The 18,137-nt window shown below is 63.6% G+C and carries 19 protein-coding genes; 10 read left to right on the top strand and 9 right to left on the bottom strand.

The features are described 5' to 3' along the window. Positions 1-34: 34 nt before the first annotated feature. The 5 genes from AB4097_RS01575 to AB4097_RS01595 form a co-directional block, all read right to left on the bottom strand. Complete coding sequence (locus AB4097_RS01575) at positions 35-1,324, bottom strand: porin (protein ID WP_442036572.1); 1,290 nt, start codon at positions 1,322-1,324, stop codon at positions 35-37. Positions 1,325-1,634: 310 nt separating this feature from the next. Continuing rightward, a complete protein-coding gene (locus AB4097_RS01580) occupies positions 1,635-1,925 on the bottom strand; it encodes a hypothetical protein (protein ID WP_442036574.1) in 291 nt (96 codons plus the stop codon). Between the two features lie 183 nt (positions 1,926-2,108). Then, positions 2,109-3,665, bottom strand: a complete 1,557-nt coding sequence (locus AB4097_RS01585; protein ID WP_442036576.1) for an AMP-binding protein — start codon at positions 3,663-3,665, stop codon at positions 2,109-2,111. Between the two features lie 18 nt (positions 3,666-3,683). Continuing rightward, positions 3,684-4,190 carry a xanthine phosphoribosyltransferase gene (gene gpt / locus AB4097_RS01590; protein ID WP_442036578.1) on the bottom strand — a complete coding sequence of 169 codons (507 nt, stop codon included), beginning with the start codon at positions 4,188-4,190 and terminating at the stop codon, positions 3,684-3,686. 41 nt (positions 4,191-4,231) lie between these two features. After that, the gene (locus AB4097_RS01595) at positions 4,232-4,978 is read right to left on the bottom strand and encodes a competence/damage-inducible protein A (protein WP_442036580.1); all 747 of its coding nucleotides are present in this window, start codon (positions 4,976-4,978) and stop codon (positions 4,232-4,234) included. A gap of 373 nt (positions 4,979-5,351) precedes the next feature. On the opposite strand from AB4097_RS01595, the gene sfsA reads away from it, so the two are divergent. Further along, positions 5,352-6,071 (top strand): DNA/RNA nuclease SfsA, encoded by a 720-nt coding sequence (gene sfsA / locus AB4097_RS01600; RefSeq protein WP_442036582.1) that lies wholly within the window; start codon positions 5,352-5,354, stop codon positions 6,069-6,071. Positions 6,072-6,259: 188 nt separating this feature from the next. On the opposite strand, the gene AB4097_RS01605 is transcribed toward sfsA, so the two are convergent. Further along, positions 6,260-7,087: an FkbM family methyltransferase gene (locus AB4097_RS01605; RefSeq protein ID WP_442036584.1), complete on the bottom strand. Its 828-nt coding sequence runs from the start codon at positions 7,085-7,087 to the stop codon at positions 6,260-6,262. A 234-nt stretch (positions 7,088-7,321) separates the two neighbouring features. On the opposite strand from AB4097_RS01605, the gene map reads away from it, so the two are divergent. Both map and radC read left to right on the top strand, forming a co-directional pair. Further along, complete coding sequence (gene map / locus AB4097_RS01610; protein ID WP_442036586.1) at positions 7,322-8,143, top strand: type I methionyl aminopeptidase; 822 nt, start codon at positions 7,322-7,324, stop codon at positions 8,141-8,143. Between the two features lie 93 nt (positions 8,144-8,236). Further along, positions 8,237-8,923 carry a RadC family protein gene (gene radC / locus AB4097_RS01615; RefSeq protein ID WP_442036588.1) on the top strand — a complete coding sequence of 229 codons (687 nt, stop codon included), beginning with the start codon at positions 8,237-8,239 and terminating at the stop codon, positions 8,921-8,923. A gap of 28 nt (positions 8,924-8,951) precedes the next feature. On the opposite strand, the gene AB4097_RS01620 is transcribed toward radC, so the two are convergent. Continuing rightward, positions 8,952-9,548 carry an exopolysaccharide biosynthesis protein gene (locus AB4097_RS01620; protein WP_442036590.1) on the bottom strand — a complete coding sequence of 199 codons (597 nt, stop codon included), beginning with the start codon at positions 9,546-9,548 and terminating at the stop codon, positions 8,952-8,954. A gap of 76 nt (positions 9,549-9,624) precedes the next feature. After that, positions 9,625-9,894, bottom strand: a complete 270-nt coding sequence (locus tag AB4097_RS01625; protein WP_442036592.1) for an usg protein — start codon at positions 9,892-9,894, stop codon at positions 9,625-9,627. A gap of 206 nt (positions 9,895-10,100) precedes the next feature. Between AB4097_RS01625 and AB4097_RS01630 the strand changes: the two genes are divergently transcribed. Next, entirely contained in the window at positions 10,101-10,949 is an 849-nt protein-coding gene (locus AB4097_RS01630; protein ID WP_442036594.1) for a methionyl-tRNA formyltransferase, read from the top strand. Between the two features lie 426 nt (positions 10,950-11,375). On the opposite strand, the gene AB4097_RS01635 is transcribed toward AB4097_RS01630, so the two are convergent. Further along, positions 11,376-11,903, bottom strand: coding sequence for a flavin reductase (locus AB4097_RS01635; protein ID WP_442036596.1), 528 nt, complete (start codon positions 11,901-11,903; stop codon positions 11,376-11,378). Positions 11,904-12,204: 301 nt separating this feature from the next. Between AB4097_RS01635 and AB4097_RS01640 the strand changes: the two genes are divergently transcribed. From AB4097_RS01640 to AB4097_RS01665, 6 genes are all read left to right on the top strand, one after another. After that, the gene (locus AB4097_RS01640; RefSeq protein ID WP_442036598.1) at positions 12,205-13,125 is read left to right on the top strand and encodes a branched-chain amino acid ABC transporter permease; all 921 of its coding nucleotides are present in this window, start codon (positions 12,205-12,207) and stop codon (positions 13,123-13,125) included. Between the two features lie 14 nt (positions 13,126-13,139). Beyond that, positions 13,140-14,552, top strand: a complete 1,413-nt coding sequence (livM, locus tag AB4097_RS01645) for a high-affinity branched-chain amino acid ABC transporter permease LivM (RefSeq protein ID WP_442036600.1) — start codon at positions 13,140-13,142, stop codon at positions 14,550-14,552. Beyond that, positions 14,552-15,394, top strand: coding sequence for an ABC transporter ATP-binding protein (locus tag AB4097_RS01650; RefSeq protein ID WP_442036602.1), 843 nt, complete (start codon positions 14,552-14,554; stop codon positions 15,392-15,394). The genes livM and AB4097_RS01650 overlap by 1 nt, the downstream gene beginning before the upstream one ends. Continuing rightward, entirely contained in the window at positions 15,391-16,161 is a 771-nt protein-coding gene (locus AB4097_RS01655; protein ID WP_442036604.1) for an ABC transporter ATP-binding protein, read from the top strand. The genes AB4097_RS01650 and AB4097_RS01655 overlap by 4 nt, the downstream gene beginning before the upstream one ends. Further along, a complete protein-coding gene (locus AB4097_RS01660) occupies positions 16,161-16,523 on the top strand; it encodes a DUF6867 family protein (protein WP_442036606.1) in 363 nt (120 codons plus the stop codon). Before AB4097_RS01655 ends, AB4097_RS01660 begins: the two co-directional genes overlap by 1 nt. Before the next feature lie 242 nt (positions 16,524-16,765). Next, on the top strand, positions 16,766-17,893 hold the full coding sequence (locus tag AB4097_RS01665) for an ABC transporter substrate-binding protein (RefSeq protein WP_442036608.1): 1,128 nt from the start codon (positions 16,766-16,768) through the stop codon (positions 17,891-17,893). Positions 17,894-18,137: the final 244 nt, after the last annotated feature.

An 18,137-nucleotide genomic window follows, 5' to 3' on the forward strand; every position in this document is an offset into this window, starting at 1 on the left:
ACCGGGGTTCTTTCATCCGATCAGGACAAGCCGCTTAGAAATCGCGCTGAACGCGCAGGCGGCCTTCCCAGGTATCGCTGTCTTGGCCAGCATTCGGACCACGCGGATCGAGGTTGGAATAGAGAACCTCGACACCGATATCGAGACCCGAAACCGGCGACCAGATGAGGTTCGTACCGGCGCGCCATTCGGTGAAGTCGAACGTCGATGCGTTGACGAGGGTGCCCGGAAGGAAGCCTGGAACCAGATCGTTGCTGTAGTCGACACGCGCATACGAGCCGAACACGCTCTGGCGGACGGTCGGAGTCCAGTAGTGGTTCAGACCACCGGCGATCGACCAGCCACGGCCGGTGTTGATGTCGCCGTTAGCGCCGACATAAGCGTCGACGACATCGCGGGTGCTCGCTCCGGACGTGACGTTCGGATCGAAGCCCAGGTAGCCGAGAGCGCCGTCCGCATAGGTTGCGGCGAGCCACAGGGCATCGCCTTCGGCGAGTGCGGGCAGGTTGACGTAGCCCTGACCCGTGACGGCCCAGCCGAGCTTTGTGTCCGGGTAGTCGTTGAAGCCACCGAGAGAGGTGACCACGTTGTCGCTGCGCAGCTGGTGCAGAGCGCCGCCGAGCTGGACCGAGCCCCAGGTGCCGGCATATTTCAGGTTACCGATAACGTCGGGCATCGTCTGCCCGGCTTCGGTGAATACGGTGTTCGGCACAACCTCACCGGCAGCATTGAGGCGGTTGCCAAACGTCGTCCCGACGAAGCTGCCCTCTTCGATCGCCAGCGTGGCCGAGAAGCCGTTGCCGAAGGAGAAGGTGTAGGCGAATGCGTTGACCGTCGGAGCGTCATAGAAGCGGAGCGTGCCCCAGTTCTCGTTCGGCAGGTCGCTGTTCATGAAGAACGAGATCGTACGACCGGCGGTGAGGCCGCCGAACTGGATGAAGGCCTGGTCGACGTTGGGCGAGGTCGAGCTGAAGCCGTAGGCGCCGGTGTCGCGGGTCATCTCGAAGCGTACGAAGCTGCGGAGCAGACCGTAGGCGGTGGCGGTGCGGGCATCGAGCTGGATACGGCCGCGAGCGCGGAAGCCGATGGCATCGTCGGCGCGGTTGTTCGGTTCCAGGTACAGGAACTCGCCGCGAACACGGCCGCCGACGCGGAGGCAGGTTTCGGTGCCGGGGATGTAGAAGAAGCCTGCACCGTAGGTGGAGCAGACGCGAACGTATTCGACAGCAGCGGCCTTCTTCGCGGGAAGGTCGGCGGCCTGTGCCCCTGCGGCAGCCGCGAGACCCGCGACCGATCCGAGGAAGAGGCTCTTAGCGAGCTTCATGGTTGTCTCCAAAAATTCCTGAGTCCAGGACTCATATACAACCGTGACCATAATCAAGCGTCGGCTTGGCGCAACGGGGGCAGCCGCGCAGTTCGCACATACATGGCGCAATCTGCTGAAAAGATAAGCAAATTTGGACAGAGCCAATAATTATGTCCGTCAGTGTGCCATTATTTCAACAGCGGACAAACGTTGCCCAAAGGGCACGTTACCAAAGGTCGTTCAGCATTCCGACGCATTCATCAGAACGCCCGATCCGGAAGCAGATATGGCGGGTTCTCCCCCTGCCCGTTCGGCAGGCCGTTTCGCCTCAATCATCGCGGAAATAATCGGAGTCGCGGCAGACATACCCGACAAAGCATTGCGGCGTATCCCGCGTCGGGACGTAACGCGGATCGGTCGTCTCGTTGATTTCGCAGAAGCTGCGGTCGCGCACGTAACGGTCGTAAGTATAGGTGCCCGTGCCGAGAACGACGGCGCCGCGAGAATACACGAGCCCGCGGGCCTGATCGCACGTCATGCTGGGCGTGAAGGGCCGATTTTGAGCCAGGGCGCTCGAAGCGAAGGACAACGCAATCAGAACAAGAGCCACTCGTCTCATACTCGAACCCTTCATGCGGACGCACCCGGCGGGAGCACATTTCCCGCATGACAACGTGGAAAGGCGGGGCCCGGTTACGGGCATGGTTCGAGGATTTTTTATGCGGGCAAATCGTGCCGACCTACAGCATCGAACGCAAAAGTGGGAACCGGTTTTGCGTGCAAAGATGCGAAAAGCAAAATCTTAGAGCATCGGCTGTAGACGCCGCGCCAGCTCGACAGCGGCCGCGTAATCGGTCTTGCCCGAACCCAGCACCGGAATGCCCGAGACGAGAATGGAGCGGGGCATCCAGAGCTCCGGAAAGCCTTGGGCTTTGGCGTGGGCCAGCAACACATCCCGGTCCGCATCCGGCTTGTCGGTGATGAGGACGATCTGTTCGCCCTTGCGCGGATCCGGAATGGCCACGACCACATGGCTGTTGTCGGGCCAGAGACCCTGAACGGTGGCCTCGATGGCGGCCAGCGAGATCATCTCGCCGCCGATCTTGGCGAAACGCTTGGCCCGTCCCCGGATGGTGACGATCCCGTCATCGACCGTGACGATATCGCCGGTATCGTGCCAGCCGTCGACGGGAGGACGGATGCCGCCCGGAGCCGCGGGATCGAGATAGCCCTTCATCACGTTCGGGCCGCGCACATTCAGGCGCCCGCCCTCGTGGATTCCCTCGACCGGATCGAGGCGCCATTCGATCGCCGGCAGGATCGGCCCGACCGATCCGGGCCTGTTGCGATCGGGCAGGCTCACGGCGATGACCGGCGAGCATTCGGTCGCGCCATAGCCTTCCAGGATCACCGTCCCATACTTGCCCCAGAGCCTGCGCGTCTCGTCCTTCACCCGCTCGGCACCGGCGATGACGTAGCGGACGCTTGCCAAGTCGTTCTCCCCCGCCGCGCGGGCATAGCCCTGCAGAAAGGTGTCGGTCGCGAGCATGATCGTGGCGCGCGTGCCGGCCACGAGCTTCGGGATCTGCCGGTAGTGGAGCGGGCTCGGATAAAGCACCGACTTCATGCCGTTGAGAACCGCCGTCAGCAGCCCCGCGGTCAGTCCGAAGGAATGGAAGATAGGCAGGGGATTGAAGAACACGTCGTCCGGGCGCAGCACGTCGCCCGCGAGCGCTTTGACCTGATAGGCATTGGCGACCAGGTTGGCGTTCGACAGCACCACGCCCTTCGGCACCCCTTCCGAACCGGACGTGAACAGCACGACGGCCGGGTCGTCGGGCTCGACCTTGGCTCCGCCGTGAACGCGCCGCGCCATCCAGGAATCGACCATCCCGCGCAGCTTGTCGAAACTCGTCAGCTTGGCGCGAACATCCTCGAGCCACAGGATCCGCCGCCCCTCTCCCAAGGTCGCGACGAGGTCGTCGAGCTTGCCCTGCTCGACGAAGCGGCGGGAGGTGACAATGGTCTTTATCCCGGCCAGCTCGCAGGCAGCCTTCAGGTTCTTGGATCCCGCCGTGAAGTTCAGGAAGGCGGGCACCCGCCCGAAGGCATTGAGCCCGAACAGGGTGACGGCGATGGCCTGGACGTTCGGGAGCAGCACGCCGATCGTCTCGCGCTCACCCGTCAGGCCCGCCAGCTTGCGCCCGAGGACGAGCGAGCCCAGGACGAGGCGACCGAAGGTGATCGGCTGGCGCTCGAGGTCCTCGAGGGCGACCTTGTTCCGGCCGAACCGGTCCCTCGCATCGAGAAGGGCGCCGAACAGGCTCTTGCGCGTCCGCGCGATGTCGAACTCCGCCACGGGCGCCCCTCGCTCCTGTTAACCGGCCGAGCCTTCGCGGATGGGAGCCTGATAGGCCAAGCCCATGTCCCAGGGGAAGTAGATCCAGGTGTCCTGGCTCACTTCCGTCACGAAGGTGTCGATTAGGGGACGCCCGGCGGGCTTGGCGTAGACGGCGGCGAAATGCGCGTTGGGAAGCATGTCGCGCACGATTTTGGCGGTCTTGCCGGTGTCGGTCAGATCGTCGATCACGAGGACGCCCTTGCCTGTCCCGTCGCCTAAGGCCTTGATCGCAGGGGCGATATCCTTCAGCACCTGCAGGTCGCCCTGATTCTTGTAGTCGTGGTAGCTCGCGATGCAGACGCTCTCGATGAGCCGGACATCGAGTTCGCGCGCCACGATGGCGGCCGGCACGAGGCCGCCACGCGTGATGCAGACGATCGCCTCGAAAGGACCGGCCGCAGCCAGACGCCAGGCGAGAGCCCGGCAATCGCGGTGGAACTGATCCCAGGAGACGGGGAAGGCTTTGGGAGAGGTCGGGGACATGGCTCTGCTCTTCTAGGGCTTTCGGGTGGAATGAATAACTCTCACAAGGGCGCCCGGTCGCCCCTGAGGCGTCCGAGAAGCTCGCGCACGGCGGCGGCGGCCTTGGCAACCGCATCCGGGTCCTTGCCCCGCACGACGATCTGGTTGCGGAAGCCGCTGGTCGAGAACGACGGATAGGACCCGATGGACACGGTCGCGTTCGACGAGGCGATCTGGCCGAGGCCCTCGGCGTAGATGCCCTCGGCCAGCCCCTCGGCCTCGATGGTCTCGATGATCATGCGGGCGCCGGTCTGGAGCGACGGAGCGATGATGTCGAGCATGGCCTGCATGATGGAGGGCACGCCCGCCATGACGAAGACATTGCCGATCCGGAAGCCGGGCGCCTTGGAGATCGGGTTCTCGATGAGATCGGCGCCCTCGGGGATCCGGGCCATGCGCAGGCGGGCTTCGTTCAGTTCGTGCGGCTGGTAGCGCTCCTGCAGCATGGCGACGGCCCGAGGATCCTGCCCGACCCCGACATCGAAGGCCTTGGCGACGGAATCCGCCGTGATGTCGTCATGGGTCGGGCCGATGCCCCCGGTGGTGAAAAGATAGGTGTAGCGGCCGCGCAGGGCATTGACCGCCGCGACGATCTCCTCCTCCACGTCGGGTACGACGCGCACCTCGCGCAGGTCGATACCGATCCCGGTCAGATACTCGGCGATGTAGCCGATATTCTTGTCCTTGGTGCGCCCCGTGAGGATCTCATCACCGATGACGAGAAGGGCGGCTGTAACGGAAACGGCCATGCGCAGCGATCCTTTTGGGGGCGTTTAGCGTCAGAAGCGGCAATTCTCAAGCAGAAGCAAGAGTTCACTCGCTGTCATCCCCTCGCTTCGCTCACCGGGGATGTCACCGTCCGACGTCATGGCCGGGCCTGTACGGGCCATCCACGTCTTCAATCCCATCCCTTCATCCTCATCCTGAGGAGCAGACGCAGTCTGAGTCTCGAAGGAGAATTCAGTGGGCTCTGGAACCTCCTTCGAGACGGCCGCTTCGCGACCTCCTCAGGATGAGGCGAGTGGAGTTTGAGAACCCGATCATCGACGCGACGTCGGCAATGGTTGAACCCCGGCCACCTCCCCTGCTACCAGGAAGCCTTCGTTCAAGTGTTGGATTTTGATGCGTTTTCAGGAAGCCCTGCTCGAGGGCCGTCTCATCGAGCGATACAAGCGATTTCTGGCGGATATCGAGCTCGACAGTGGCGAGGTGGTCACGGCCCATTGCGCCAATCCCGGCGCGATGATGGGCCTCAAGGAGCCCGGCAGCCGGGTCTATCTCTCCCGAGCGACGAACCCGAACCGCAAGCTCAAGTACAACTGGGAGTTCGTGGAGATTGCGGCCGGCGGCGGTCCCCTCCAGCTCATCGGCATCAACACCTCCCGGCCCAATCTCCTGGTCGCGGAAGCCCTGACGGAGGAGCGCCTGGCCCCCTTCGCGGGCTACGAGCGGGTCAGGCCGGAGGTGAAATACGGGCGGAACAGCCGGGTCGACTTCCTACTGGAGAAGACCGGGGAGCCACCCTGCTATCTCGAAGTCAAGAACTGCCACATGATGCGGGAGGCGGGCTTCGCCGAGTTCCCGGACTGCGTCGCGGCCCGCAGCGCCAAGCACCTCTACGAGCTTGCCGACATGGTGGCCACGGGCGCGAGAGCCGCCCTCGTCTATGTCATCCAGATGGATGCCGAGCGTTTCGACGTGGCCCGCGACATCGACCCGGCCTACGACAAGGCCTTCCGCCACGCCCTTGCGGCAGGTGTGGAATCCTATGCCTATGTCTGCCGCATCACGCCCGAGGAAGTGACCATCGACCGGCCCGTGGAGATCGTGACGCCGCGGTGAGCGTCAGATGCTGGTTTGCAGATCTCCCACCTCATCCTAAGGAGCCTGCGCAGCGGGCGTCTCGAAGGATCATCCAGAGAGCACGGGAGACGCCCTCGTGCCCGGACATCGTCCGGGACTTTGAGACGCCGCCTCCGGCGGCCCTCAGGATGAGGGCTGAGGTGGATGCTGACATTGCGTCAGGTATCTCAACCCCGCTCGAAGGCCAGATTCATCTTGTTCGTGAGGATCTGGCGGTAACCCTTGCTCTTCAGGAGCTTCACCACGTCGATCTGCCAGCGATCCGGCACGTTGGCGACGATGAGCAGCGAGGGGTAGAGGGAGGCGGGCGCGTCCCGAAAGAAGGGATCGAGCACCAGATCCTCGGCCCCTTCCACGTCGAGCTTGATCGCATCGACGTGGGTCAGCCCCTCGCGGTTCAGGAGGTCCAGCATCGTCACCGCCGGGACGCGGATCGCATCGGTCTGGCTGGAATTGACGATCTTCAGGCTCGCCTCGCCCCGGTTGAGGGGATCGAGGAAGAGGGTCAGCTCGCCGGTCTTGTCCGCCACCGCGCAGTCCACGGCCTTGATGGTGCAGGAGGGGTTCTGGCGGATGTTGTAGATCAGGCGGTCGAAGATCTCCGGCTGCGGCTCCACGGCCAGGATCCGCACCGGAACGGCGCTCGCTTCCTGGGCGACGCAGAGGGCGTACCAGCCGACATTCGAGCCGATGTCGATGAAGGTGAAGCCGTCCACGATTCGGGACGTCAAGATCTTGATCTCGTCCAGATCGAAGTATTGCGGCGTGAACAGGATGCGCCGCTCGCACACGTTCTTGTACGGATAGAGACGCATGCGCAGGCCGAAGGTCTCCAGGTCGAGCGGCAGCCCCTTCAGGGTCTTCATCGCCAGGCGGCGCAGCATCAGGGCCACCCGGCGGCCGGCCCATCCCTCGGGCAGCCCGCGCGTGCGGTCGATCACCCAGCGGGCGAGTCCTGAAGGCGCAAAATCGCCGAAGGGGCGAGAATCATTCATTAAGCGGGAATCCACGGCCGTCGAATGGAAATGAACAGGGTTGCTCATGACACCCTCGCGCGCCAATCGCAAGCGCGACCGCAGGTCTTTAGAGCATCGTGCGGAAAAGTGGGTCCCGGTTTTCCGCACGATGCTCTTATTCATAAAGGAAGCATCGGGTGGATCCATCCGATGCTTTAACTTGCGTCACGCGCGGCGATCCTTACATTCCGGACAAGAATTCAAGGAACGAAAATGACCGAAACCGACGTTGTCGAGCGCAAGCGCTCCGCCGAGATCCCGCTCCACGGGCCGGAGGACTTCGAGGCCATGCGGCGGGTTTGCCGCATGACGGCCGAATGCCTCGACATGCTGACCGACCATGTGCAGCCCGGCGTCACGACCGAATATCTGGACAAGCTCGCCTTCGAGTTCATCCGCGACCATGGCGCCTATCCGGCCTGCCTGAACTATCGCGGCTACACCAAGACGATCTGCACCTCGATCAACCACGTGGTCTGCCACGGCATCCCGAACGACAAGCCCCTGCGAGACGGGGACATCATGAACATCGACGTGACCCTGATCCTCGACGGGTGGCACGGCGATTCGAGCCGGATGTATTATGTGGGCGAGGTGCCGCGCCGGGCCCAGCGCCTCTGCGAGATCACCTACGAATGCCTGATGCGCGGCATCGCGGCGGTCAAGCCTGGGGCTACAACCAACGACATCGGGGCGGCCATCCAGTCCTATGCCGAAGCCGAGCGCTGCTCGGTGGTGCGGGATTTCTGCGGCCACGGTCTCGGCCGCGTGTTCCACGACTCGCCGACGATCCTCCATTACGTGGAGCCGGCCTACAACGTGGAGCTGAAACCCGGCATGCTCTTCACCATCGAGCCCATGATCAATCTCGGCAGGCCGCAGGTGAAAGTTCTCTCCGACGGCTGGACCGCCGTGACCCGCGACCGCTCCCTGTCGGCCCAGTTCGAGCATACGGTCGGCGTGACCGAAACCGGCGTCGAGGTCTTCACCTTCTCGCCGAAGGGCCTGGACAAGCCGCCTTATACCACTGCTTGACTCTAGCTTTACCCGCCGCTTCAAGCCTACAAAGTAACATCGGCGCTCCGCCCCTTTTGACGGAGCGCCGCGAGGCAACAGCGACGGGCGGCCATGAGCGGCGACGAGACTCCCCATTATCACGGCCATCGCGATCGGCTGCGCGCCCGCTTCATGGAAACGGGCGGCGACCCGCTGCCGGATTACGAATTGCTGGAACTCGTGCTGTTTCGCTCGATCCCGCGCCGGGACGTGAAGCCCATCGCCAAGGAACTCATGAAGCGCTTCGGCACCTTCGCCGAGGTGCTGGCGGCCTCCCCGGCCCGGCTCATGGAGGTGGACGGGATCGGCGAGAGCGTGGTGACCGATCTCAAGATCGTCGAGGCCTCCGCACGGCGCCTCGCCAAGGGCGAGGTGGCGAAGCGGCCGGTCCTGTCCTCCTGGACCTCCGTGATCGATTATTGCCGCACTGCGATGGCCTTCATGGACAAGGAGCAGTTCCGGCTTCTCTTCCTCGACAAGCGCAACGCCCTCATCGCCGACGAGGTGCAGCAATCGGGCACCATCGACCATACGCCGGTCTATCCCCGTGAGGTGGTCAAGCGGGCGCTCGAACTCTCGGCCTCCGCCCTCATTCTCGTCCACAACCACCCTTCCGGCGATCCGACCCCTTCCTCGGCCGACATCAAGATGACCCGCGAGATCATCGATGTCGCCAAGCCTTTGGGAATCACCGTCCACGACCACATCATCGTCGGCCGCGAGGGACATGCCAGCCTGAAAGGCCTGAAGCTGATTTGAGCGCCCGAACGGACCACCGCACGGAGATTTAGAACAGCGTCTCGATCCCGGCGAAAATCGCGTAGATGAAGCCGAGGCTCAAGGTCATGCCGATGGAGCCGATGATCATGCCGCCGATGATCACCAGGCCGTCGCGCTCGACGAGGCCCAGCCCTACGAGGCACACGGCGAGCCCCAGGGGGATCTGCCCGACGAACGGGGGCGCGAAGAGAAGTCCCAGGGCCAGTATCAGGATGACCGCGCCCATCAGCCGCATGGAGAGGGGCGTGTCGAGGACCGTCATGCGTGGACGCGAGATGCGCTCCAGCCGGCGGAAGACCGGGATCGCCCGGTTGACGGCCCGTTCCACGTCGGTCCGGGCCACGGACCGGTTCATGAGCTGGCGCGGCAGCCAGGGCGCCTCCCGGCCGAAGGTGATCTGGATGGCGACGAGGGCCAGGAGCAGGCCGCAGACCAGCGGGATCGGCGGCGGCATGGGCAGGCAATTCGGCAGGCCGAGGAGGACGATGAGAAGAGCGAAGGCCCTGTCCTGAAGCACCGTCATGATCTGGCGCACGGTGAGACGCTCGCCGGGCTGTGAGGCAAGGGCGAGCAGGATTTGGGAAGTGCGCGCGTTGGAAAACAAGGAGCCCTGACAGGTTCGGGGATGCTCAGGGCGCCTCTCTACCTGACTTAAGGTCCGGGGCCAAGGGTTTGAGGGCTCAATGAATGTTGATCTCGCCCTGGACCGCCCGGAATTCCGCCGGCCTGATCAGACGGGCATGGCTGACCGTGACCGAATGCAGGGGACCCGCGAGTTCGCGCTTCCAGAAATCGAGAAAGTCGATGAGGACGGGGAAACGGGGAGCCAGATCGTATTCCTGCCAGATGTAGGTCTGCAGGAAGGTCGGGTGATCCGGCATACGGTAGAGGATCTTGGCGGTCGTCAGCCCGTAGCCTTCCATCTGGCGGATGAAGTCCTTGGAGACCATGCGAACTCCTTCTCTCAAGCTCCAGCGAGCCCGTCCGACAGGTATCCGCCCGATGGCACAGGCGGTTCCCTGCCTTATGCTCAAGGCTAAATCTTGAGTGTAACTCCGGGTTCCCGCAAGCCGATGGGGTTGCACATTCATGCGATGTTGCGTTGATTGCCTGAAATCACGTGTGAGCGGGACACCGGACAGGGAGATCACCGGGAATGCGCTTTGCCTTCGCCGGAATCGATTTTCTCGGAGATGTTTTCGAGACGCTGCTCGCCCGCGGCTGGGAGCCGGTCAAACTCTTCAGCCGGCCCTGCGACGGCATCTACGACTTCAACGACGTAACGGTCGCCCGCGCCCGCGCCTTAAGGCTGCCGATCCAGCTGTCGCGGATCCTTCCGGCGGATCTGGCCGGGCTGAAGGCCATGGGCTGCGAGGCCCTGGTGGTGGCGGGCTATCCCTGGCTGGTCACCGGCTGGGAGCGGCACCTGCCCTTCGCGGTCAATTTCCATCCGTCCCCGCTCCCGATGGGACGCGGCCCCTACCCGCTCTTCCAGGCGATCCTGGACGGCCATCCGGATTGGGGCATGACGGCCCATCGGCTGGAGCCCTCCTTCGACACGGGTGCCATCGTGGCCCAGACGCGGTTCTCCTTAAGCCAGACGGAGACGCACGATACGCTCCTCGCCAAGTGCCAGATCGCCGCCAAGGAGATTTCCCTGCAGCTCGCCGACGACCTCCCGCGGCTCTGGGAAGCGGCGCGTCCGCAGGGGCCCGGGACCTATTGGCCGCGGATCACGCAGGCGCAGCGGACGATCCATTGGGCGGGAACCGTCCGGGACGTCATGCGCACCGTCCGCGCCTTCGGGTCCATCGAGGCTTTCGCCCAGATCGAGTCCCGCTACGTCTACGTGTGGGAGGCCACCGGATGGGAGGAACCGCACCGCTACCGGCCCGGCACCCTCGTCCACAAGCACCGCAGGCACATGGTCGTGGCCGCGCGCGACGGCTTCGTGCAGGTCACGGGCTGGAGCCCCTACGCCCCGGGACCGGCGAGAGGCAAGTAACGCCCCTCCCGCGTCAGCGCCGGCGCTTCACCATCTTCCAGGCCTGACGGAGGATGAAAATGTTTCTGATCAGCTTGAACATCGGATCTCCTTGAAATTCTTCCTGGGCTTCAAGGGATGGCTGTGAGGGAAGGTTCCAAGCCCGGCCGGGACGGATTTCCTCCGCCGGGCGCGGAACCAAGCCATCGGCAAGGCATTACTCTCCTACGAAGGCCATGTGCCCCCAGGTCTTCGAGACCCTCAAAGCCCTTCACTGCCCCCGTGAAGGGCTTTTTCTTTGCCCGGACATCGCACGGCCAAGCTGAAACCCTCGGGCGCTTCGAACATTGCCCTGTCGAAGGCTATCCTGTTGGCCTTCAGGACCGGGAGGCCTCCTCATGTGCCGGCGACGGCGGGTGAGGAGGCCTTTCCGTTTGTCCACAGGTTTCAGCGCTTATGGTAGTGCCGTCCCTGATAGATCAGAGTGGACTTGCGTTCGCCCAGCCGGATGCGGACGACCTCGCCGATGATGACGTGATGGGTCGCGACGATCCGGGCTTCGGCGATCCGGCAATCGAAGGAGACGAGGCTCGTCGTCAGCGCAGGCGAGCCTGTGTCGAGCTGTTCCCATTCCCCGACGGTGAACCGTTCCTGCCCCTGGAGGCCGGTGCGTCCCGCGAAGAGATCCGCAAGGGCCTGATCCTCGGCGCTCAGGGTATTCACGCAGAAAACTTTGTTGGCCAGCAACGCCTGAGCCGAGCGCGAGGCGGTGTTGACGCAGACCAGGAGCGACGGCGGACTGTCCGTCACGGTCGTGACGGCCGTGGCCGTGAACCCCGCGCGTCCGGCCGCGCCGTCGGTCGTGACCACGTGGACGGCCGCGGCCACCCGGCTCATGCCTTCCCTAAAGAGAAGGGCATCGGGGCTGGCGGCACCTGTGGCGGCGGAATCGGGAGTGGCTTGAGACTTCAACATGATGTTCCGACCAGCCTCTTCCACTCTTTCGGGGCAGAGCACAAGGCTGTTCGGCTCCATATGGTTCCTGATCTTAGCCTTTGGAAGCGGTAGTCAGAACGGAACTTGCCCAGTATTGCATCGGCCCCTGCCGCTTATTCCATCATGAGCGGGAATAGGAAGCTTAACAGAAAGTTGTCGAACGAAAATCCGTTTGCTAGAGACACCAGCGCCTTACGACAGGCTTGGCGTTGCTCAGGCATCGTGCTTTCCTGAGGCGTTTCCCAAGAATGACCCCGATCCAGAGGGGCAAGGGTAGGACATGGAAATCTTTGTGCAGCAGCTCATCAATGGGCTGACTCTGGGGTCGATCTACGGCCTCATCGCCATCGGCTACACGATGGTCTTCGGCATCATCGGCATGGTGAACTTCGCCCACGGCGACGTCTTCATGCTCTCCGCCTTCATCGCCCTGATCTTCTTCCTGATCCTGACCACTTGGCTTGGGATCTCGTCGGTGGTGCTGGCGCTGTTCTTCGTTCTCATCATCGCGATGGTGCTCACCTCCCTGTGGGGCTGGGCCATCGAGCGGATCGCCTACCGGCCCCTGCGCGGCTCGTTCCGCCTGGCGCCGCTGATCTCGGCCATCGGCGTCTCGATCTTCCTGTCCAACTTCGTCCAGGTCGCTCAGGGGGCGCGCAACAAGCCGACCCCGCCGATGGTGCAGGACGTGATCGTGCTTTTCCAGGGCGCGAGCGGCTACAACGTCGCCCTCTCCTACAAGCAGATCATCATCATGGTCGTCACGGCCGTGCTGCTGACGATCTTCTGGTACGTGGTCCAGAAGACCTCGCTCGGCCGCGCCCAGCGCGCCTGCGAGCAGGACCGCAAGATGGCCGCCCTTCTCGGCATCAACGTGGACCGCACGATCTCCCTCACCTTCGTGATCGGCGCCTCGCTCGCGGCGGTCGCTGGCACCATGTATCTGCTGTATTATGGCGTGGTGAGCTTCAACGACGGCTTCGTGCCGGGCGTGAAGGCCTTCACGGCAGCGGTTCTGGGCGGCATCGGCTCCCTGCCGGGTGCCGTTCTCGGCGGGCTGATCATCGGCCTCATCGAGACCTTCTGGTCGGCTTATTTCTCGATCGAGTACAAGGACGTGGCCGCGTTCTCGATCCTCGCCATCGTCCTGATCTTCATGCCCTCCGGCATCCTCGGACGGCCTGAGGTCGAGAAGGTTTAAGGAGCCTGAAGAGCATGAACGCTCCTTCCATCACCACCGCGGGCCAGACCCAGGCCGTGACGCGGAAATTCGACCTGAGCGCCGCCCTGAAGGATTCCTTCAAGACCGCGCTGATCATGCTGGGCCTCTCGATCCCGATCCTGGCCTACAAGACGGACCAGTCCGGCGCCGACCTCTACCTGACCCCCCGGTGGGGACTGGTGGCGATCATCTGCGCCATCGTGTTCGGCATGCGCCTCGCGCTGCACGCCTTCACGGCCTCCAGGGCCTATCGCCAGGCGACGCCCAGCGCGCATCAGGCGACGGAGCCGGTTCACGCCGAGCCGAGCGCCTTCCAGCACGTCTCCAAGTTCGCCATTCCCTTCTTCCTCGGCGTGGCGCTGCTCTTTCCGGCCATCATCTACCTGATCCAGGGCGGATTGAACGAGTCGCGTTACTGGGTCGATCTGGGCATCCTGATCCTCACCTACGTGATGCTCGGCTGGGGCCTGAACATCGTGGTGGGCCTCGCGGGCCTGCTCGATCTGGGTTACGTCGCGTTTTACGCGGTCGGGGCCTATTCCTACGCCCTGCTCTCGACCACCTTCGGCCTGTCGTTCTGGATCTGCCTGCCGCTGGCCGGCATCCTGGCGGCCTTCTGGGGCATGATCCTCGGCTTCCCGGTGCTGCGCCTGCGCGGCGACTATCTCGCCATCGTCACGCTGGCCTTCGGTGAGATCGTCCGCTTGGTTCTCATCAACTGGGTAGACCTGACTAATGGCGGCGCCGGCATCTCGTCGATCCCGCGCGCGACCTTCTTCGGCATTCCTTTCACGGCGGGCGAAGGCGGATTCGCGCAAACATTCGGCCTCGAATTCAACGGCATGCACCGGATCATCTTCCTCTACTATCTGATCCTGGTGCTGGCGCTGATCACCAACTTCGTGACCATGCGCCTGCGCAAGCTGCCCGTGGGACGCGCCTGGGAGGCCCTGCGCGAGGACGAGATCGCCTGCCGGTCGCTCGGCATCAACACCACGAACACCAAGCTGACGGCTTTCGCCATCGGGGCCATGTTCGGCGGCTTCGCGGGCTCGTTCTTCGCGGTCCGCCAGGGCTTCGTCTCTCCGGAAAGCTTCAACTTCCTGGAATCGGCGATCATCCTGGCCATCGTGGTTCTCGGCGGCATGGGTTCGCAGATCGGCGTCGCCATCGCGGCCGTCGTGCTGGTCGGCGGCCCCGAGATGCTGCGCAACCTGACCTTCCTCCAGGCTATCTTCGGATCGGGCTTCGACCCGAACGAGTACCGCCTGCTTCTCTTCGGCGCCGGCATGGTGGCGATGATGGTCTGGCGTCCGCGCGGCCTGATCTCGGAACGTGAACCCTCGGTGATCTTGAAAGAGCGCAAGGCCATTTCCGGCTCGCTCGTGAAGGAAGGACACGGCTAATGCGCTGGCTGCAGGATCCCATCCTCGACGTACAGCATCTCACGATGCGCTTCGGCGGCCTCGTCGCCGTCAACGACCTCTCTTTCCAGGCCGGGCGCGGCGACATCACCGCGCTGATCGGCCCTAACGGAGCGGGCAAGACCACCGTCTTCAACTGCATCACCGGCTTCTACAAGCCGACGGAAGGCATGGTCGCCCTCCGCAAGCCCGACGGCTCGCACCTGCTCCTCGAGCGGCTGCCGGGCTTCGACATCAACTGGAAGGGCAAGGTCGCCCGTACCTTCCAGAACATCCGCCTGTTCTCCGGCATGACCGTGCTCGAGAACCTGCTGGTAGCCCAGCATAACCCGCTCATGATCGCCTCGGGCTTCACCTTCCTGGGCGTTCTCGGGATCGGGGGCTACCGCAAGGCCGAGAAGGAAGCTATCGAGAAGGCCAAGTACTGGCTGGAGAAGGCGCGCCTGATCCACCGGGCGGACGACCCGGCCGGCGACCTGCCCTACGGCGACCAGCGCCGCCTGGAAATCGCCCGCGCCATGTGCACGGACCCGCTGCTGCTCTGCCTCGACGAGCCGGCGGCCGGCCTCAATCCGCGCGAGTCGCACGAGCTCAACGAGCTGCTCCTGTCGATCCGCAAGGACAATGGCACGTCGATCCTCCTGATCGAGCACGACATGTCGGTGGTGATGCAGATCTCGGACCACGTGGTGGTGCTCGATTACGGCACCAAGATCTCGGACGGCGCCCCCGTCGAGGTCAGGAACGATCCCAAGGTCATCGCCGCCTATCTCGGCGTGGCCGATGACGAAGTCGAAAAGGTCGAGGCGGAGGTCGGCGCATGAGTACCGCTGCAACGAGCATTCAACAGGCCGCCATCGACGCGGGCCGCGAGCCTCTTCTCAGCGTCCGCGGAGTGAAGACCTATTACGGCAACATCATCGCCCTCAAGGGCGTGGACATGGACGTCCATGAAGGCGAGATCGTCACGCTGATCGGCGCCAACGGGGCCGGCAAGTCTACCCTGATGATGACGATCTTCGGCAACCCGCGCTGTCGCGAGGGCAAGATCACCTATGCGGGCCAGGACATCACCAAGATGGCCACCCACGAGATCGCCCGCATGTCGATCGCCCAGTCTCCCGAGGGACGGCGCATCTTCCCGCGCATGACGGTGTTCGAGAACCTGCAGATGGGCGCGTCCCTGCACAACATGGCGCATTTCGACCAGGATCTGGAACGGGTCTGCACCCTCTTCCCGCGCCTGAAGGAACGCCTGCAGCAGCGCGGCGGCACCCTGTCCGGCGGCGAGCAGCAGATGCTGGCCATCGCCCGGGCCCTCATGAGCCGCCCGAAGCTTCTCCTCTTGGACGAGCCGTCGCTCGGTCTCGCGCCCCTGATCGTGAAGCAGATCTTCGAGATCATCAAGGAGCTGAACCAGAAGGACGGCATGACGGTCTTCCTCGTGGAGCAGAACGCCTACCATGCCCTCAGGCTGGCCCATCGCGGGTACGTGATGGTGACGGGCAACATCACCATGAGCGGCACCGGCAAGGAACTGCTCGAGAATCCGCAGGTGCGGGCAGCCTATCTCGAAGGGGGGCATCACTGATGCAGGGCATCCTCTACGAAGAGCCGTCGTTCGGGCTCTTCCTTCTCATCACCGTGATCATGGGCGGCTGGGCGGCCTGGATGACCGGGCGGGCCATCGCCCTCACCTGGCGTCCCTTCTGGACCTTGGTCCTCTACCTGTTCATCCTCGGCGCCGCGGTGCGCTTCATCCACTTCGCCCTGTTCGGGGGGACGCTGCTGTCGATCCATTATTATGCGGTCGACACCATCGTTCTGCTGATCGTCGGGGCGCTGGGTTTCCAGTACCGCCGCGCCCGCATGATGACCACCCAATACCGCTGGCTCTACGAGCGGAGCGGCCCCTTCTCCTGGCGGGAAAAGGCGTCTGCTACCAAGGGCTAAGCGCATCGTGCGGAAAGGTGGCCCCGGCTTTCCGCACAAGACGATGCGCTGCATGAAGAAGACGGGGCATCGGATTGATCCCAAAAGCGGTTTCCACTTTTGGGTCCGATGCTCCGGCACAAAAGATTCCCAGGTGACATCCGCTTAAAAAACAGCATGATGTTACCTCGGATGACGGAACACCCGTCAAACCGGCCCCACAAAGGAAGGGGGCCTATAAAACCACCCAGAGGAGTGACCTCATGAAAAAAATGCTGTTGACCGGCGTGGCGCTTGGTCTTGGCCTCGCCTTCTCCAGCGCCGCCAGCGCCCAGATCAAGATCGGCGTCGCTGGCCCCATCACCGGCCCGAACGCGGCCTTCGGCGCCCAGCTGAAGAACGGCGTCGAGCAGGCTGTCGAAGACATCAATGCCGCTGGCGGCATCAATGGACAGAAGCTCCAGGTCGTCGTCGGCGACGACGTGTCCGATCCGAAGCAGGGCGTGTCGGTGGCGAACAAGTTCGCCGCTGAAGGCGTGAAGTTCGTCGTCGGCCACTTCAACTCCGGCGTTTCGATCCCCGCCTCCTCCGTCTACGAGGAAGCCGGCATCGTCCAGGTTTCGCCTGCCTCGACGAACCCGCAGTTCACCGACCGCGGCCTGTGGAACACCTTCCGCACCTGCGGTCGCGACGACCAGCAGGGCCTCGTGGCCGGCAGCTACCTCGCCGACAAGTTCAAGGGCAAGAAGGTCGCCGTCATTCACGACAAGACCCCCTACGGAAAGGGCCTTGCCGACGAAACCCTGAAGACCATGAACTCCAAGGGTCTGAAGGAAGTCGTCTATGAAGGCGTGAACCCGGGCGAGAAGGACTACTCCGCTCTCGTGTCGAAGCTGAAGCAGGCTGGCGTCGACGTCGTCTATTTCGGCGGCCTCCACACGGAAGCCGGCCTCATCATCCGCCAGATGCGCGACCAGGGCCTGAACGCCCCGCTCATGTCGGGTGACGGCATCGTGTCGGCCGAGTTCGTCTCGATCGCCGGCCCGGGCGCCGAAGGCACCCTGATGACCTTCTCGCCGGATCCGCGCAAGAACCCGAACGCGAAGGACGTGGTGGCCAAGTTCAAGGCCAAGAACTACGAGCCCGAGGCTTACACGCTCTACTCCTACGCCGCGGCCCAGATCCTGGCCGAGGCCGCGAAGCAGGCGGGCAGCACCGATGGCAAGAAGGTTGCCGACGTCATGAAGGCCGGCAAGCCCTTCAAGACCGTCATCGGCGATCTCTCCTTCGACAAGAAGGGCGACATCACCCGTCCGGACTACGTCATGTACGTCTGGAAGAAGGGCGCCGACGGCAAGATCGACTACACCGGCAACGAACTCGCCATGTAATCGACCGGCCTCGAAGCCGATATGCGGAAACCCGCCCTGGCGACAGGGCGGGTTTTCTTATGGAGATCTTATTCAAGGGTTGAGCCAAAAACAGGAAGTTGAGGCTTCTCAGGTTTCCGATGACATGACTCACATGTCATCACCGGCCTTGTGCCGGCCATCCCGATGCCGTGGGATGCCGTGCCCTTCCGATCGAGATCACCGGCACAAGGCCGGTGATGACGAGCGAATGGGACTTCCGGCC

This window comes from Microvirga sp. 2MCAF35 (assembly GCF_052115545.1).
In the GTDB taxonomy this organism is placed as follows: domain Bacteria; phylum Pseudomonadota; class Alphaproteobacteria; order Rhizobiales; family Beijerinckiaceae; genus Microvirga.

Coding starts and splice junctions, on each gene's coding strand:
- AB4097_RS01605 (WP_442036584.1), bottom strand. CDS start 7,087: ATGAATGATTCTCGCCCCTTCGGCGATTTTGCGCCTTCAGGACTCGCC.
- AB4097_RS01635 (WP_442036596.1), bottom strand. CDS start 11,903: ATGTTGAAGTCTCAAGCCACTCCCGATTCCGCCGCCACAGGTGCCGCC.
- AB4097_RS01650 (WP_442036602.1), top strand. CDS start 14,552: ATGCGCTGGCTGCAGGATCCCATCCTCGACGTACAGCATCTCACGATG.
- livM (WP_442036600.1), top strand. CDS start 13,140: ATGAACGCTCCTTCCATCACCACCGCGGGCCAGACCCAGGCCGTGACG.
- AB4097_RS01580 (WP_442036574.1), bottom strand. CDS start 1,925: ATGAGACGAGTGGCTCTTGTTCTGATTGCGTTGTCCTTCGCTTCGAGC.
- map (WP_442036586.1), top strand. CDS start 7,322: ATGACCGAAACCGACGTTGTCGAGCGCAAGCGCTCCGCCGAGATCCCG.
- AB4097_RS01630 (WP_442036594.1), top strand. CDS start 10,101: ATGCGCTTTGCCTTCGCCGGAATCGATTTTCTCGGAGATGTTTTCGAG.
- AB4097_RS01660 (WP_442036606.1), top strand. CDS start 16,161: ATGCAGGGCATCCTCTACGAAGAGCCGTCGTTCGGGCTCTTCCTTCTC.
- AB4097_RS01595 (WP_442036580.1), bottom strand. CDS start 4,978: ATGGCCGTTTCCGTTACAGCCGCCCTTCTCGTCATCGGTGATGAGATC.
- radC (WP_442036588.1), top strand. CDS start 8,237: ATGAGCGGCGACGAGACTCCCCATTATCACGGCCATCGCGATCGGCTG.
- AB4097_RS01665 (WP_442036608.1), top strand. CDS start 16,766: ATGAAAAAAATGCTGTTGACCGGCGTGGCGCTTGGTCTTGGCCTCGCC.
- AB4097_RS01575 (WP_442036572.1), bottom strand. CDS start 1,324: ATGAAGCTCGCTAAGAGCCTCTTCCTCGGATCGGTCGCGGGTCTCGCG.
- AB4097_RS01655 (WP_442036604.1), top strand. CDS start 15,391: ATGAGTACCGCTGCAACGAGCATTCAACAGGCCGCCATCGACGCGGGC.
- gpt (WP_442036578.1), bottom strand. CDS start 4,190: ATGTCCCCGACCTCTCCCAAAGCCTTCCCCGTCTCCTGGGATCAGTTC.
- sfsA (WP_442036582.1), top strand. CDS start 5,352: ATGCGTTTTCAGGAAGCCCTGCTCGAGGGCCGTCTCATCGAGCGATAC.
- AB4097_RS01625 (WP_442036592.1), bottom strand. CDS start 9,894: ATGGTCTCCAAGGACTTCATCCGCCAGATGGAAGGCTACGGGCTGACG.
- AB4097_RS01640 (WP_442036598.1), top strand. CDS start 12,205: ATGGAAATCTTTGTGCAGCAGCTCATCAATGGGCTGACTCTGGGGTCG.